Genomic DNA, 15,105 nt, shown 5'->3' with positions numbered 1-15,105 from the left:
GTCTCTCTCCCAAAGGGTGGAAGGGGTGGGCGCCCCCGAGGAGCGCCCACCCCCGAGGATCAGCTCACCGAGGTGAGGGTGACCTTCTCCTGACCGTCCTGCGTGGTGGTCTTGCTCTCGGTCCAGTTCACGCCGTCGGCCGCCGCGGCGCGGACGCCACGGTCGTTGTACGGGTAGTACCGGACCCGGTCGATCACGGAGCCGACCGGCTGGGCCGGGCTGGCGCCGCTGTTCGGACCGCACCAGGCGACGCGGCCGAGCTCGACCGCGGCGTTCGGAGCGGCACAGGTACCGCTTCGGATCTCCTCGACCGTGAGCTTGTCCTCGCGCACGTCGACCTTCACGTACGTCCGGACGTGCTCCTGGTTCTCGACCGAGTTGGCCCAGTGGTTCTTCGGGTTCAACGGGTCGGGACCGTAGTTCGGGTCCTTGGTCGTGTCGGGTGCCGTCAGGTCGTAGTACTTCGAACCCGACGCCGAGTTCGCCGTCACGTAGATGACGCCGCCCGGACCCTGCTCCACCTTGGTCGCGCCCGGCTGCTCGGCCGGGTTGGCCTTCTTGCCGTTCTTGATCACGTAGCTGCGCGAGTAGCTGTGGTCGTGACCCTGCAGCACCAGGTCGACGCCGAGGTTCGAGAAGGCCGTCGGGAAGTCCAGCCGGCGCAACTGGTTGTCGGTGTCGTTGGCGTGATCGGCCGGCGAGTAGATCGAGTGGTGGTACACGAGCACCGTGTACTTCGCACTCGCGCCCTGCGCCTGGATCACCTTGCTGACGTAGTCGATGTGCGCCGCGTCGGCATTGTTGGCGTAGGCGTTGCTGTTCAGGTCGATGAACAGCACGTCCTTGTACTTGTACCAGTAGTCGCCGCCCGACTCGGACTTGGCGTCACCGCGGTAGAACGGCGCCGAACGGTCGGTGTTCGGAGTCCAGAAGTGCTGCTCGTACGCCTTGCCGCCGACGTCGTGGTTGCCGATGGTGGCCGCCCACGGGTACTGCCGCAGCTTGTCGGAACCCAGGAAGGCGTCCCACTGCGGCTCGTTGTTGGCGCTCTCGACCTGGTCGCCACCGGAGACCAGGAGCTCGGCGCTCGGGTTGGCCGTCAGCGCGACGTTGAGCGTGTCCGCCCAGCCGGCACCGTCGCGCGCGACGTCCCCGGACGACCCGATCTGCGGGTCGCCGAAGAACAGGAAGTCGAAGGCGCCGTTGAACGCGTGCGTCTTGAACGTGTACGCCGGCGACCAGCTCGCGCCGTTGCCGACGTGGTACGTGTACGACGTGTTCTGCCGCAGCCCGTCGAGCGTCGCGTGCCCGTTGAAGCCTCCGTTCACGGTGTTGGCCGCGACGGTGGCCGGGAAGCTGGTGGAGTTCGCCGGGAACTTCCCCTTGACGATCTTCGCCGTCTCGGCGAGCTCGACGACCTGCGCCGCGTCGGTCGTGGCGTACCAGCTCACGACGCGTTGAGCCTCGGAGGAACCGACTCCGAGGATGATTCTGGTGGGCGCCGGGGCGTCGGCGGCCTGCGCCGTGCCCAGGCCGCCACCGAACGCCGCCGAGGCGCCGATGGCTGCCACTGCCGCCCATTTGATGAGCTTCATCGATTGTCCATCCATTGACGGGGATGTTGAAAGTGCGCTCTGAGCGTCTTCCTGGCCGGTGGAATTCAGGTGAACAGGGGTTCACCACTCCACTGCCCGCCACGCAACAGTCGAGGGCGCGTCACATCCCGGTCACTCGCTGTACGAACCAGAACAGCCCGGCCGCCGCGACGCCCGCCGCGATCGTGCCGGTCGCCCAGAGCGCGGCGACCGGCCGGCGGTGCCGCAGCAGGGCGAGCAGCGGGAAGGTGAGCGCGATGAGGCTCAGCTGGACGGCCTCGATGCCGATGTTGAAGACGAGCAACGACCAGAGCAGTTGCCATGACCAGGCCTCGTCGATGCCCAGCGCGCCGGCGAAACCGAGTCCGTGCACGAGCCCGAAACAGAACACGACACCCAGCCGGGTCCAGCCCGCCCGGTCGAGGCTGAGATGGCTGCGGGCGTTCGTCTCGATGTCGGTGGCGGTCCGGCCGCGACGCCAGAGCCGCCACAGGTGCCAGCCCGCGACGACCGCGATCGACAACGCGATGACCGGCTCGACGAAGGACGCGGTCACGTGGACGAGGCCGAGCGCGGCCAGTACGAAGGTCACCGAGTGGGCGATCGTGAAGGTCGTCGCGGCGAGCACGATCTCGCGCAACCGGCGGGATCCGGCGATCAGCGCCAGCAGGAACAGGATGTGGTCGAGCCCGGTCAGCAGGTGCTCGGCACCGAGCCGGAAGAACTCCCAGAACCGTTGCCCTGTTGACTGTTGGGTCGACAGCACCGGGTGCTGGTCGTCGAGGGCGCTGCTGCCCTTCTTCAGGTCGAGGTGGTAGGTGACGATGGTTTTGGTGCCCTTGACGTAGCCCTCGACGTCGGGGAACAGTCCGCTGCGGATCTCGTGGGCGGCGGCTTGCGGGCAGTGGAAGTCGAGGACCAGAGAGACGTACGGGACGCCTTCGCGTTCCTCCAGGGTGAAGTCGCCGTCGCGTTGCGCGGTACAGGCCTGGCCGTCGGCGGCGACCGTGAAGCGTTTGGTCACATAGCTCACGACCGCGTCGGCGTGCTTCGTCAGCGCGGTGGCCTGTTGCGCCGGATCGCCGGATTCGAATGCAGCGGTACCGTCCTTGAAGAGCAGGTCGTCCTTGCCGGCGTCGGCGGCGGAGACGACCAGCAGGTCGTACTCGAGTCCGAGCTGAGCACGCACCTGCTCCCTGGCGGGCGACGTGAGGTCGGCGTACACGGTCGAACTGAAGCCGTGCGCCTGCGCCGCCGGCGCGGTCCCCAGAACTACGACCACGACGGCCGCGGCCATGGCGAGGACCTTCTTGATACCTGACATGGAGCGCACGCTCCACCTGGTGAGTGAACGATCGGCGGCCCGCAGACGAACAAGTGCCGACCACCAGAAGTATCGGCGAACCATGAGGTAGAAAGGGCTGATCCCCTGCTGACGAAGGACGATTCCGTGCGCCTGTTCCAAGCCGTTGGTACGACGGCCGCGATCGCCGTACTGGCCACTGGCTGTGCATCGGCCGACGACTGGTCGCAACCGCGCGCCGTCGCGCCGACCCCGATCGGCGCGCTCGGCGCCGGCTTCGTGCCCAGCGCGAAACCGTCGCCGGAGGCAACGATCACCCCGCGACCCGGTTCGTGGGACGGCGTCCATCCACCGAAGGACTACCGTGTCGTCCTGCTCACCGCCGGTGATGATCCGCAGACGAAGACGCTGGTGACGGCGGTCGAGGAGTGGGCCAAGCAGGAGGACGCCAGCCTGAAGACGGTGAAGGCGTCCGGCAACTACATCGCGCGGATCGGCGAGGCGCTGGACCTTCATCCGGACCTGATCGTCGCCGCCGGCAACAACCTCGTCGACCCGCTGGCGATGGTCACTCCCAACCACTTGGAGCAGCAGTTCCTCGTGGTCGGCGCCGAGCTGGCCGAGCCCACCGGCAACGTCACCGCCGCCGACTGGACCGGCGCTTCGTTCCGCGGCGAAGGCCTGGGTGCCTCCTCCACCTACAACCCCAGCACCTTCACTCCCGCCCGCGCCGCGGCCGCCATCCGGGCCGGTGTCGCCAGCGTCCTGTCCGGGTGGACCGGAATCGTGCTCTGGCTCAGCTAGAGGTGCTTACTGCTTGCCGCTTGACTCCGAAGAGCATCGAGACTCCGGGGAGTACCGACAGGAGCCAGGCCAGTAGGGCGGAGAGCAGGAACGCAGCCGGCATCAGTACGGCGTACTTGGTCGGGATGCCTGCGTTCCAGCCGACGACGTAGTACGCGATGACCAGGATCACCGGTTGGTGGATCAGGAAGAACGGCATCGCGGCCCGCGCGAGTGGTACCGGCAGCGGCCGTTGAAACGCGGGCAGCCGCAGGCCGAATCCCAGCGCGGCGACGAGCCAGCCCCAGACGGCGAAGGTGATCAGCGTGAAGTACCAGACGTACGGCCAGGAGTAGGCCGGGTTCTCCCACCAGGCATCGAGGAAGTCCATGATTCCGGTGATGAGGCCGACGAGGAACGCCCCGAGGCCCAGCGCCAGCCCGTGGACGGCGTTGCGTCGTACGGCCGCGATCAGCCGATCGTCGGACAGCACCAGAAAGCCGACGACGAAGAAGTCGAAGAAGAAGACGAACTCACCCCAGCCGTGGTCGGGACCGGGAGCGGCCTGGAAGAGCAAGTGCACCGGCACGAGCGGCACCGCGAGCAGCAGGATCCTCCCCGGCCGCTCGGAGCGCACGGCGATCCAGTCGACCAGCCGCCGGCCCTGGGGACCTCGCAGCCAGAGGAAGATCGGCAACCCGAGCAGAGCGAACTGCAGCAGGTAGACGAGGAACCAGAGGTGGTACGTGTCGCGCAACCAGAGCGGCGGATCACCACGCAGGTCGCTGAAGAACGTTTTCACGTCCCCCAGGAAAGAGTCATGGGAGCGGCCCTTGTGGTGCTCCTCGATGAAGTACTGCGGTGGAGACAACAGCATGTACGCAACGACCAGCGGTACCAGCAACCGGAGCAGCCGCTCCCGCAGGAAGCCCGTCGCGGTTCGCCATCGCAACGCCAGCCACACGGCCGCCCCCGAGATCATGAAGAAGAACGCCAGCCCCCACAGCCCGAGGAACGCGATCGCGACCGAGATCCCCTCGCTGGTCTGGGCGTTCTTCACATGCCAGTCACCGTCGTCGAACGGCCGCAACGTGTGGAACACGAACACCCCGGCCACGGCCAGCACCCGAAGCCAGTCCAGGAACCACAACCGCCCCTCGTCAACCATCCCGCAAGGATCGTGCCTACCACCCCACCCGCGCCACCTCCCGTAGGATGACGGGCCATGGCGACCAACGCGGAGCGCAGTGCGTCGCGGCGGCGGGAGATCCTGGCGGCGGCATCGGCGATGTTCGCCACCAAGGGGTTTCACAAGTCTTCGCTGCAAGAGGTCGCGGCGGCGGCGGGGATCACGCCGGCCGGGTTGCTGCATCACTTCGGCAGCAAGGACCAGTTGCTGACCGAGTTGCTCGCGCATCGCGACGCGTCGGAGATCGCCGAGGTCAACGATCCCGAGCGGCCGCACGGTACGGCGTTCCTCGAGCACCTCGCGGACACCGCCGATCGCAACAGCGATCGGCGGGGGCTGACCCAGCTGTACGTCGTACTGTCCGCCGACGGGGTGACCGACGAGCACCCGGCGCAGGACTATTTCCGGTCCCGGTACGACGGGTTGCGGTCGATGATTGCCGACGAGATCCGGCTGGCCCAGGCCGCCGGTGACGTGGCGGGCGACCGGGACCCGCAAGAGCTCGCGACGCTGATCATCGCGGTGATGGACGGGCTGCAGATCCAGTGGCTGTACAACCCCGAAGCGGTCGACATGGGCGGCCTCGTCCGCAAGCTGATCGGCGTACTGACTTAGCCCATCGATGGCACGAACTCTTGACGGCAGCGAAAAACCTACCGAACATTCAGTAGGTAAATCCCGGCTCGCCCCACCGAGGAGTTCAGATGAGGCTTCGCGCCGCCCCGCTCGCGTTGTTCGCCCTTCTCCTGCCGCTCGCGCCCGCCTCCGCGGCGCCGACCGATGGCTGGGGTCGCTGCACGCCGGCCCTGGCCGACGGCACTCAGACGATCCAGGTGCGCTTCGGGGATACGGCGTACCCGGTCCGGGTTCATCTGCCACCGACCACGAGAAGGTCGCCGCTGCCGATCGTGCTGAACCTGCACTTCAGCAACGGGAACGCCGACCAGCAGGCGGCGTACTCCGGGCTCGAACCGGTCGGCGACCGGGAAGGCTTCGTCACCGTCGAGCCCAACGGCAACCTCCCCGCGGCGACGCCCAACCCGAATCAGATCTGGTTCTGGAACGTCCCCGGCGTCCCCACCACCGCCGGCGCCTATCCCCCACCGGATGCGCGCGACGACATCGCCTACCTGACCAAGGTCATCGACGAGGTCACTCGTCTCGCCTGTGGCGACTCCACCCGCGTGTACATCGCCGGTCACTCCGGTGGCGCCCGGATGGCATCCGCCTATGCCTGCGCCCGACCGGACAAGATCGCCGCGCTCGCGGCCAGCGCCGGACTCCGCGCCGGCCGCCCGTCACCCATGGACCCGATGTTCCCGGAAGTACAGACCTGTACTCCGAACCGCGCTGTCCCCGTCATCACCTTCCACGGCGACGCCGACACCACGAATCCGTACCAGGGCAGGCCGACCGATCTGCGCTGGGGCTACTCGACCCCCATGGCCGTCCAGTCCTGGGCGCAGCTCGACCACTGCACGACCGGGCCGACCGTCGTCCTGGTCTCCCCACATGTGAACCGCCTGACGTACGACAGGTGCGCCGGCGGCGCCCAGGTGGTTCTCTACAAGGTTGCCGGAGGCACCCATAGCTGGCCCGGCAGCGCTGCCGACTCGGGCGCAACCAAGGAGATCGACGCCTCAAGTCTGATCTGGCAGTTCTTCCAAGCTCATCGACGACTCGTCCCGCCAGTGGGCTCCTGAGTTCACTCCCGGGAGCCGGTCTGAGCCAGGGCCGGCTTTCGGAGCAGTAGGGCGATGGGCAGGATTGTGGTGGTCATGGCGAGCAGGGTGGCTCCGCCGAGCACTGCGGTCCAGCCCAGTGCTGGTACGTACGGTAGGGCACCGCCGGTTACTGCGCGGACGATCGTGGTCAGGGTGACGGCTGCGATTGCTCCGCCGATCACGAGGGCGACTCCGAGGAGAGCTGCTTGCTCGGCGTTGACCATCCGCTTGACCTGGCGGGTCGTGACGCCGGTCAGGCGCAGGACTGCCACCTCGCGGCGGCGGGCCAGGGCTGCCATCACCATGGTGTTCGCGGCGGCCAGGGCGGCGTACCCGATCATCACGCCGATCAGCAGTTTGTTGAGCCAGGCGCTGATCGCGAGGTCCTTCGCGGTCTGCACGGTGAGCTCGCTGACCGGGATGAGGGTTGCGCCGGGGAGCTGTGCCAGTGTGGTGGGTTTGCTTCCCGACGTACGGATCAGTACTTCGTCGGGCGCCTGGCCGAGGGTCGCGCGGTCGAGGACGAAGTCGCCGAAGCCTAGGCCGCGTGAGTAGATCGCGGTGATCTTCAGCTGCTTCGGTGTGCCGTCGGCGAGCCAGATGTCGATGGTGTCGCCGAGCTTCCAGTTCTGCGAGTCGGCCCGGACTTGTGAGACCGCGACAGTGCCGGGAGTCAGTTCGCCTTCCTTGAGCTGGAGATCGGTTGTCTTGAGGGCACTGGTGAGGTCCATCGCCTGGGCTGGAACGACTTCAGCATCCTGGAAGACCTTCACGATGACCGAGGTACGACGTACGCCTGTCGCTGCTTCGACTCCGGGGATCTTGCTCAGGCGCTCCGCTGCATCGTCCGGCAGTCCCTTGGGCGAGACCACGGCGTACTGGGCGAGGGTGCCGGCCTGTACCTGCTGGACGGTCTGCCGTTCGAGGTTGTCCTGGAGGAACCAGACGGAGCCACCGAAGCCGACTGAGAGGACCAGTGCGGTCAGTACGGTCGCCATGCCTCGCGCGTTCGTCGCCAGGTTTCTGGTGGCCAGGTAGCCGCTGTTGCCCCAGACCGCACTCAGTACGGGGCTGAGTAGCCGCGCTGCGGTGCCGTTGATCCAGGGCGCGAGCAGAGCGACCGCGAGTACCAGGAGGTACAGCATGCTGATCGCACCGCCGAGCGCGGCTTGACCGCCGCCCATCACTGCGAAGGCGCTGGACGAGAGGGCTCCGACTAGCGCCGCGAGGCCGAAGCCGAGGCGCACCTTGCCGCTGCGGGTCGGCTCGACCGCTGCGTCGGCCAGTGCCTCGGCGGGACGGATTGCCGAGATCCTCCTTGCGGCGAGGAGAGCTGCGACCACGGCGAGCGCGACGATGAGCAGCGCGGCCGCCGGCGCGGCCAGAACCCCCATAGCCATGGGGAAATCGGCCGGTACGAAGCCCTTGCTGATCAGCTGGTCGCCCATCCATCGGCTTGCCAGCAGTCCGGTGGGGATGCCGATCAGCGAGCCGATGGCGCCGAGGATCGCGGCTTCGCCCATCAGCATCCGGCGGAGTTGCCACGGCGTCGCACCAGTTGCCCTCAGCAACGCCAGCTCACGCCGACGGCCGCGGATCGAGAGGCCGACCGTACCGGCGACCACGAAGACGATGAGCATCACAACGTAGCCACCAAACGCAGCGCCGACCTGGATCAACAGATCGCGGGCCGCCGCAAGGTCAGGCCGCTCGACAGTTCCTTTGTCATCACCGCCGTAAGCCTTCGCCGACTCCACCGCCGCAAGCTTCTCCACCGCCGCCTTGACCGCAGCTCGATCCGCCCCGTTCTCCTCTGTAATCGCGATGACCTCAACCCGGGAGGGCTTGGCCTTGTCTTTGATCGCTGGATCTGCGACTACCTTGGCGACTCCGGGGACCTGGCGGAGCTGGTTGACCAGGCTTGCGGGCATGGTGCCGGGGGCGGGGAGGCGGGTTGTGGTGGTGTAGGTGTCGCCGCCGAATTCCTTGCCGGTGAAGGTGATGTCGCGTTTGGCGACGACGAGGTCAGCAGACCCGTAGAGCTGGGGTTTCGGTTGATAGCGGAGGCCGGACTCGACCAGTGCGCCCGTGCCGGTCATCACCATCACACCGGCGGCCAGGGCGATCAGGGTCGCGAGGACCGTACCCGGGCGATGGCGGAGCAGACGCGCTGCGAGCCCGATCATCGCCGTACCGCCGTGTCAGACATGATGCGACCGTCGGCGAGGACCAGCACGCGATCGGCGTACGAGGCAGCAGGCTGATCATGCGTGACCATGATGATCGTCTGACCACGCTCGTCGACGATCGACCTCAACAAGCCGAGGACATCGGCGGCGGTGTGACTGTCGAGAGCTCCCGTCGGCTCGTCCGCGAAGACCACCGTCGGCCGCATCGCCAGGGCCCGGGCGATGGCGACCCGCTGCTGCTGCCCACCCGACAACTCAGCGGGCCGATGCCGCAGCCGTTCCTTCATGCCGACCCGCTCAACGACCTCGGCCAGCCACTCGCGATCCACCTGTACTCCGGACAGCCGCAGCGGAAGCATGATGTTCTCCTCCACGGTCAAAGCGCCTACCAGATTGAGGTTCTGGAACACGAACCCGATCTCGCTCCTGCGCAACCGAGTGAGCTTGGCCTCCGACAGCCGGGACAACTCCTGGTCGCCGACCCAGACCCGTCCGGACGTCGGCCGGTCCAACCCGGCGGCGGTCTGCAGCAGGGTGCTCTTGCCGGATCCGGAAGGACCCATCACGGCGGTGAACGTGCCGCGGGCGAAGCTGGCGTCGACGTTGTCGAGGGCGGCGACCCGTTGGTCGCCGGCGACGTAGATCCGGGTGAGCTGCTCCACCCGCACAGCCGCCGCCGTACCGTCGGCCGGGACCGCTCGTCGGTGCACTGCGAGTTCAGTTTCGGTGATCACTGAGGTCATACCCGCAACGCTAGGCAGCCCGTAACGTCGGCGACATCCCATCCACTGGCGGTTCGGAGGTAGAGCTGACACCACCTACGTCGACCTCTGGACACGCCGACCCTCAACGTGCTCCTATTTGGCCTGCAAGGATTTCCATCGTTGTAGACCGCCCCCTCGTCGAGATCGGAGTCCGATCGTGCGGATGAGAACAGCCGGTACCGTCCCCCGTGCCCTCGCCGTCGTCCTGGCCGCGTGTGTCGTGGCCGCAGGATTGATCGCGCGACCCGCCGTCGCCAGCAACAACACCGGCAACAACGCCGTCGACAGCACCGTCAGCAATGCCGTCAGCAGTGCCGCGCGGCAGACCGTCGTCGCCGGCGACGCCCGCTTTCAAGTGCTCTCCCCCACGCTGATCCGGACGGAGTATGCCGGCGACGGCCAGTTCCAGGACTCCCCAACCTTCAACGCCGTAGGTCGCAGCAACTTCGCCCCAGTCCCTTTCACCTCATCGGTGTCAGGCGGTGTGCTCACCATCCGCACAAGCGCGGCAACGCTGACCTACAAGCTCGCCTCGGGCCCGTTCGACGCAAGCAACCTGACTCTCCGGATCAACGCGGGAAACGCAGTGGGCGCCTCGGTTGTCGCGGCGCCTTGGCGGCGGTTGAGCTGTGCTGTTGGGGCGTTGTGTGAGGGTGAGGATCTGATCGCCGACGGCCTTGGGGTCGCCAGCGATCATCGGGGGTACACCGGTGCGGGATTCCTTGCTGGGTTTGAGACCACGGGGGCACAGGCGACAGCGGATGTGGTTGTCCCCGAGGCGGGGAGCTACACCTTGAGCGCCCGCTATGCCAACGGGACCGGTGGTGACGGGCGGCACGAGACGCGGACGCTCAGCGTGTCGGTCGACGGTGGGCCGGCCCAGGCCGTGTCGTTCGCTCCGACCGATGGCTGGGACTCCTGGAGTCTGGCGTCCGCGCCGCTCGCCCTCGGTGCCGGGCACCACGTCCTGCGGGTCATCCGGACCGCGACCGACTCGGGCAACCTCAACGTCGACAGCTTCGCGGTGCTCAGGGCCGGTGCGCCCTATCCGCCAGCGAGCGCCCGCGCGTACGGCGACTGCGCCTTCGGGGTCAGCTGCGAAGCCGAAGGCGGTCTCCCATCCGGGTCAGCGGTCGTGGCGAGCGACCACCCCGGGTATGCCGGACGCGGGTTCATCGCCGAGCTCAACACCGGCTCGACCCTCACCCAGCGAGTCGTCAGCGTTCCGGCGGATGGCACCTACCAATTGCACCTCCGCTATGCCAACGGCACCGGCGGCGACGGCCGGCACGAGACCCGGACCGCCACCATCACGACCGGCGGCGTGACCCGCACGATCTCCCTCCCAATGACGACCGATTGGAATGCCTGGGGCACCGCGTCGATCCCGGTCGAGCTCAAAGCAGGCACGAACGAGGTCGTCCTCGGCTGCCCGGAGCCGACCAGCTGCCACATCAACCTCGACACCGTCGCGGTCGCACCCACCGGTGTACCCGCTCCGCAACCGCACCTCGCGCTCGGTGGATACCGGCGCGGCCTCGACGGCGTCAACGGCGACAACGGTTCACCAACCATCACCGAAGGGTTGCTGCACCGAGACGGCTGGTACCTCCTCGACGACACGACCTCGGCGCTCTACGACGCGCCTGCTCGCCGGGTCACGCAGCGGCCGGCCCATGGCAGCGCGGCGTACCAGGATGGTTATGTCTTCGGGTTCGGCCATGACTACAAGGCCGGACTCGGGGACCTCAAGACCCTGACCGGACCGGCCGAGCTGCTGCCGCGCTGGGCGTACGGCGTCTGGTACTCGGAGTACTTCGACCGCACCGCGGCCGACTACCGCGACACCATCCTGCCCGCCTTCCGCGCCAATGGCGTCCCGCTCGACGTGCTGGTCACCGACACCGACTTCAAGGCGCCGGACACCTGGAACGGCTGGCAGTTCGACACCACGAAGTTCCCCGATCCTGCCGGGTTCTTCGCCTGGTCGAAGTCACAAGGCCTGCACAACAACCTCAACATCCATCCGAGCATCATGGGCAACGACCCACAGTTCGCTCAGGCGCAAGCCACCGCCAAGGGCAAGCTGACCAAGTCCGGCTGCGGCACCGACTGCTATGTCTTCGACTGGGGCGACCCGGATCAGCTCAAGGCCTATCTCGACCTGCACGCCGGCATGATGCAGCAGGGCAACGACTTCTGGTGGCTCGACTGGTGCTGCGACAGCTCCCGCTCCAGCCTGCCCGGCGTCACCCCGGACGCCTGGATCAACCAGCAGTACGCCGACCTGGCCGCGCCCGCGATCGGTCGCGGGTTCGTGATCTCGCGGGCCTACGGATCCTTGCAAGCCGGTGGCTACGGCGGTCCGACGGCGTTGGCGACCGGTCCGTGGGCGGACAAGCGCAGCACCTTGCACTTCACCGGCGACACCTCGTCGACCTGGGGCACGCTGCGGATGGAGGTCGGGGCGACCCCGGCTGAGTCGGTGGCGACCGGTATGTCGGCGATCAGCCACGACATCGGCGGCCACAACGACGGCAACGGGCTGCCGGGCAGCGAGCTCTACACCGTCGGCGGTCAACAACACAGGACGACGAAGCTGCCCGACGACATGTATGCACGGTGGGTTCAGCTCGGCACGTTCCAGCCGATCGACCGGCTGCACAGCAACCACAGTGACCGGTTGCCGTGGCAGTACGGGACAGCGGCGGCTGAGTCGGCGAAGCGGTTCCTCAACCTGCGGGAGAACCTGGTGCCTTACACCTACACGCTTGCCCGGGAGGCGGCGACTACCGGCGTACCGGTGGTTCGGCCGGCCTATTTGGAGTATCCGGAGGAAGCGGCGGCCTACGCTACGGCCGGCAGCGAGTACTTGTACGGGCCGGACGTACTGGTGGCTCCGGTGACGACGCCAGGGACGCAGACCAGTACCAGTGTGTGGTTCCCGCCAGGCCAGTGGACGGACTACTTCACCGGCAAGACCTACGCCGGTGGAACGACCCAGGCGGTCACCACTGATCTCGGGACCATGCCGGTGTTCGTGAAGTCCGGCGGAATCGTGACGACCCGCACGGAAAACGTGACCAACGACGTCCAGAACCCCTTGGACAAGGTGACGGCAACCATCGCGACCGGCGCCTCGGGCACGTTCTCCCTCTACGAGGACGATGGTTCGACCACCGATCAGGCGCTGAGCGCGACGACCGAGCTCACCTACCAGGAGACTCCAGGCCGGCATGAACTGACGATCGAGCCCACCCACGGCCGGTATCCCGGCCAGGTGACCGAACGGGAATGGACGGTAAAGCTGCTCGGCGTGCCCACGGCGCCGCCCCGGATCAGCCTCAACGGCCACCGCCTCGACACCCAGAACTGGTCTTGGGACGGCACCACCCGAACCCTCACCGTCAAAGCACCCTCTCAACGAATCAGGACACCACTGAGGATCTCGTACTGAAAGCAACCGGATGGGCGGGTCGCAGTTGGCCTCGACATCGCGAGGACGGGCTGGCCTCGCCCTGTGCGCGGGTAGGCTCCGGTGATGCTTCGCCCTGGTTGGGTGGGTGGCACCGGAGCCGGTGGAGTACGGGAGATGGGGGACGTCTTGGCGAAATCTCGCGTGCGTCTGGGGATTCTCGGGCCGTTGCGGGTGCAGGTGGATGGCGAGACGGTGGCGGCGAAGCGGCCGGCTGTTCGCAATCTGCTGGGCGCCTTGCTGCTGCATACCGGCGAAGCTCCCAGTGCCGCGCGGGTGACGGAGCTCGGCTGGGGGCCGGCCGGCTGCTCAAGCGGGTCGTTGCACACGACCGTGTCGCGGCTCAGGGACTGGCTCAAGGAAGAGTGCGGCCCGGCGGCGACCGTCAGCTGGGACGGGAACGGGTACCGGCTCGAGCTCCCGGACTCGGACGATGACTTCGCGGAGTACCAGCAGCTCGTCCTGGCGCCGCGAGCGAACGACCCGACCGAGCGCGCCGCCGAGCTGCATCGTGCGCTCGAGCTGTGGCGTGGGCCGCTCTTCGTCGACGGCCCGGAGTGGATCCGCACCGACCCGCTGGTACGCCGATGGGAGGAGTCGCGGATCAGCCTGGCGCTCGAACTCGCCGACGCGGCGCTGGCGGCCGGCAAGCCCGAGTTCGCCCTCGATCAGCTGGAACAACTGGCCTCCGAGCTGCCGTACGACGAGCGAGTCCACGCCCGGCTGCTGACCATCCTGCTCGCCTGCGGCCGACGAGCCGAGGCCCTGCGCCGGTACGACGAAGTCCGCCGTCGACTGTCCGAGGAGCTCGGAGTCAGCCCCAGCGCGGCCCTCACGGAAGTCCACGCCGAGTTGCTCCGTGAGCCGCGCTCGGCCAGGGCGCCGTTCCACGACCCGCCGAAGTCCGGCCAGCTGGTGATCGGCAGTCACGAAGCGATCGTCGCCCTGCCCGAGGTCCGCGCGCTGCTCGCCGGGATGCGGCTCCACCACCCGGACCTCACCATCAAGGTTCGCCACCTCGACTTCGTCGAACAGGTGACCGCGCTGCCGCAGGGCCAGGTCGATGTCATCGTCGCCTACCTCCCCGTTCCACCTGGCGTCCCGGTCCAGGCCATCGGCACCGGAACCCGTGCTGTTGCCGTCAGCAACACCCACGAGCTGGCGACCCGCGACCAGCTCCGGATCGCGGACCTCAAGGGGCACAAGGTGGTTAGCCTGTCCCCCAGCGTCCACCAGGAGTACCGCGACTTCTGGGCCGTCGATCCGCGCCCCGACGGCAGCCGTGTCGACTTCACCGACGACGAGGTCACCAACCTCGAAGAGCTCTTCTCGGCCGTTGCCCTGGGCCCCAACATCACCGTCGTCCCGGCCGCTTGCCGCGACTTCTACCCGCGCCCTGACATCGCCTACATCGACGTCGTGGACATGGCGCCCATCACCGTCGCCCTGGCCTGGCTCCCAGGTCCCTTCCGCCCAGCCCTCGATGCCCTGATCACCGAAGCCGCCCGCCTCCGACCGATCGGGACGTAGCCGGCGGACGCGCCGAGAACCTGGTACGCGAGGTGGCCCGCAAGGCCGCAGGCCGCGGCCGCAACCGCCAGCACTGCGCCGGCCACGAGCACCCGCCCGGCTGGCGAATGCCACGTCGCTGGTCGGCACGTTCTGTCCGCCCATGACGACGACGGCGCTGTAAAGCGGCTAGGTCGCGGTCCGGGGACGGCGCCACTCGTGGCGGGCGGCCAGGCCGAAGCAGAGTGCGGCGACGCTGAGCACCACCACGATCGCCCACTCCACGGCGCCGTTCCCGCCGTCCGGGTCCCAGCCGGTGAGGAGTTCGATCCATTCGCGGCTGATCAGCGTGACCACCGCCAGCACCAGCGCCGCGACCGAGAAGCCGGACTGCAGCCAGAAGCGAGTACGTACCGCGGGCAACGAAGACATCTGGCAGATCTCCTTCGACGAAGACAAGGACGAGGAGCAAGAGGACGAAGACGGGCTGGGGGTCGCGGGCGGGGGTCGGGGACGGGGTCGGGGTCGGGGGCGTGGTCGGGGACGGGGTCGGGGGTCGGGGACGGGGACGGGG

At 67.9% G+C, this 15,105-nt stretch carries 11 protein-coding genes; 5 read left to right on the top strand and 6 right to left on the bottom strand.

Going from position 1 to position 15,105, the window contains the following annotated elements:
* Positions 1-59: 59 nt before the first annotated feature.
* Together ACIA12_RS02295 and ACIA12_RS02290 are read right to left on the bottom strand one after the other, a co-directional pair.
* Positions 60-1,595 (bottom strand): fibronectin type III domain-containing protein, encoded by a 1,536-nt coding sequence (locus ACIA12_RS02295; protein ID WP_396364982.1) that lies wholly within the window; start codon positions 1,593-1,595, stop codon positions 60-62.
* Positions 1,596-1,716: 121 nt separating this feature from the next.
* The gene (locus ACIA12_RS02290) at positions 1,717-2,919 is read right to left on the bottom strand and encodes a HupE/UreJ family protein (RefSeq protein WP_396364981.1); all 1,203 of its coding nucleotides are present in this window, start codon (positions 2,917-2,919) and stop codon (positions 1,717-1,719) included.
* Between the two features lie 126 nt (positions 2,920-3,045).
* Here ACIA12_RS02290 and ACIA12_RS02285 point away from each other — a divergent pair, with 126 nt between their 5' ends.
* Positions 3,046-3,702, top strand: coding sequence for a hypothetical protein (locus ACIA12_RS02285; protein WP_396364980.1), 657 nt, complete (start codon positions 3,046-3,048; stop codon positions 3,700-3,702).
* Here ACIA12_RS02285 and ACIA12_RS02280 read toward each other — a convergent pair.
* Positions 3,695-4,849: an acyltransferase gene (locus tag ACIA12_RS02280; protein ID WP_396364979.1), complete on the bottom strand. Its 1,155-nt coding sequence runs from the start codon at positions 4,847-4,849 to the stop codon at positions 3,695-3,697. The two genes, ACIA12_RS02285 and ACIA12_RS02280, sit on opposite strands and share 8 nt — an antisense overlap.
* A gap of 57 nt (positions 4,850-4,906) precedes the next feature.
* Here ACIA12_RS02280 and ACIA12_RS02275 point away from each other — a divergent pair, with 57 nt between their 5' ends.
* Together ACIA12_RS02275 and ACIA12_RS02270 are read left to right on the top strand one after the other, a co-directional pair.
* Positions 4,907-5,485, top strand: coding sequence for a TetR/AcrR family transcriptional regulator (locus ACIA12_RS02275; RefSeq protein WP_396364978.1), 579 nt, complete (start codon positions 4,907-4,909; stop codon positions 5,483-5,485).
* 89 nt (positions 5,486-5,574) lie between these two features.
* Positions 5,575-6,573, top strand: coding sequence for an alpha/beta hydrolase family esterase (locus ACIA12_RS02270; RefSeq protein WP_396364977.1), 999 nt, complete (start codon positions 5,575-5,577; stop codon positions 6,571-6,573).
* Between the two features lie 2 nt (positions 6,574-6,575).
* On the opposite strand, the gene ACIA12_RS02265 is transcribed toward ACIA12_RS02270, so the two are convergent.
* Both ACIA12_RS02265 and ACIA12_RS02260 read right to left on the bottom strand, forming a co-directional pair.
* Positions 6,576-8,780 (bottom strand): FtsX-like permease family protein, encoded by a 2,205-nt coding sequence (locus ACIA12_RS02265; RefSeq protein WP_396364976.1) that lies wholly within the window; start codon positions 8,778-8,780, stop codon positions 6,576-6,578.
* On the bottom strand, positions 8,777-9,526 hold the full coding sequence (locus ACIA12_RS02260; RefSeq protein ID WP_396364975.1) for an ABC transporter ATP-binding protein: 750 nt from the start codon (positions 9,524-9,526) through the stop codon (positions 8,777-8,779). The genes ACIA12_RS02265 and ACIA12_RS02260 overlap by 4 nt, the downstream gene beginning before the upstream one ends.
* Positions 9,527-9,710: 184 nt before the next feature.
* Here ACIA12_RS02260 and ACIA12_RS02255 point away from each other — a divergent pair, with 184 nt between their 5' ends.
* Both ACIA12_RS02255 and ACIA12_RS02250 read left to right on the top strand, forming a co-directional pair.
* On the top strand, positions 9,711-13,004 hold the full coding sequence (locus ACIA12_RS02255; protein WP_396364974.1) for a TIM-barrel domain-containing protein: 3,294 nt from the start codon (positions 9,711-9,713) through the stop codon (positions 13,002-13,004).
* An 84-nt stretch (positions 13,005-13,088) separates the two neighbouring features.
* A complete protein-coding gene (locus ACIA12_RS02250; protein WP_396364973.1) occupies positions 13,089-14,552 on the top strand; it encodes a BTAD domain-containing putative transcriptional regulator in 1,464 nt (487 codons plus the stop codon).
* Between the two features lie 168 nt (positions 14,553-14,720).
* Here the strand turns inward: ACIA12_RS02250 and ACIA12_RS02245 are convergent, their stop codons facing one another.
* Positions 14,721-14,963, bottom strand: coding sequence for a hypothetical protein (locus ACIA12_RS02245; RefSeq protein ID WP_396364972.1), 243 nt, complete (start codon positions 14,961-14,963; stop codon positions 14,721-14,723).
* Positions 14,964-15,105: the final 142 nt, after the last annotated feature.

The organism is Kribbella sp. NPDC051620, assembly GCF_044453825.1.
Taxonomy (GTDB): domain Bacteria; phylum Actinomycetota; class Actinomycetes; order Propionibacteriales; family Kribbellaceae; genus Kribbella.
Note: the sequence above shows the minus strand (reverse complement) of the source record. Positions and strands in the feature narration are given on the sequence as shown.